This is a genomic window from Wolbachia endosymbiont of Pentidionis agamae (assembly GCF_036711655.1).
Lineage (GTDB): Bacteria > Pseudomonadota > Alphaproteobacteria > Rickettsiales > Anaplasmataceae > JAZHPY01.
This window is the reverse complement of the sequence record NZ_JAZHPY010000149.1, coordinates 1-647: the sequence shown is the minus strand read 5'-3', so window position 1 is coordinate 647 and position 647 is coordinate 1. Positions and strand designations below refer to the sequence as shown.

General features: G+C 40.3%; 1 protein-coding gene. It reads left to right on the top strand.

Features of this window, described 5'->3' with window-relative positions:
• Positions 1 to 6: 6 nt before the first annotated feature.
• Positions 7 to 647, top strand: a 641-nt coding sequence (locus V6U76_RS05390; protein WP_333024117.1) for an ankyrin repeat domain-containing protein, incomplete at its 3' end; no start/stop codon positions are given.

The window sequence follows — 647 nt, the reverse complement described above, 5'->3', positions numbered from 1 at the left end:
CTTCATTTGGCAATCAAAATCAATGTTGGCCACCAAAGCGTCCACAGGATCATCGAAATCCTTTTAAATGCTCCACAAACAGATTTGAATATCAAGGATGACTGTGGAAGAAGCTACGTTGAATATTCATTCACATTTAACAAATCTGCATTGCGTAGAATAGCAGAGAAATGCCGATCAGTGCTTTCGACCTGCGACAAAAATAAGGAGTCGATTCTTCATTTGGCCGTTATGCGTGGTTACAATGATTGCATTGAAACACTGCTGGACACTCGAGCAATTGACGTTAATCTCAAAGATGGTTATAACTTAACTGCATTGCATTACGCAATTACTGAATGCAGATTTTCTACAATTGAACTCCTCGTTAGGTTTGGTGGAGATTGCAACGCGATGGACAATGAAAGGGACACTCCACTACACATGGCGTTGTCAAACTTTGTCAAAGGACATTCTCCGCCTGCTTCTTATTTTGAGCACAGCGAAGCAATCAATAAACTGATGTCAAAAATCACGTTTATCAAAAACGACGAAAAAGCATATCTTGCAGTGGCTGTTTACCTGATTGAGTGCGGACGCGCTTCACTATCAGCAAAGAACAAATATGGCAAAACTCCGTTTCAGTTGATTCCTGATGATAACGAAAA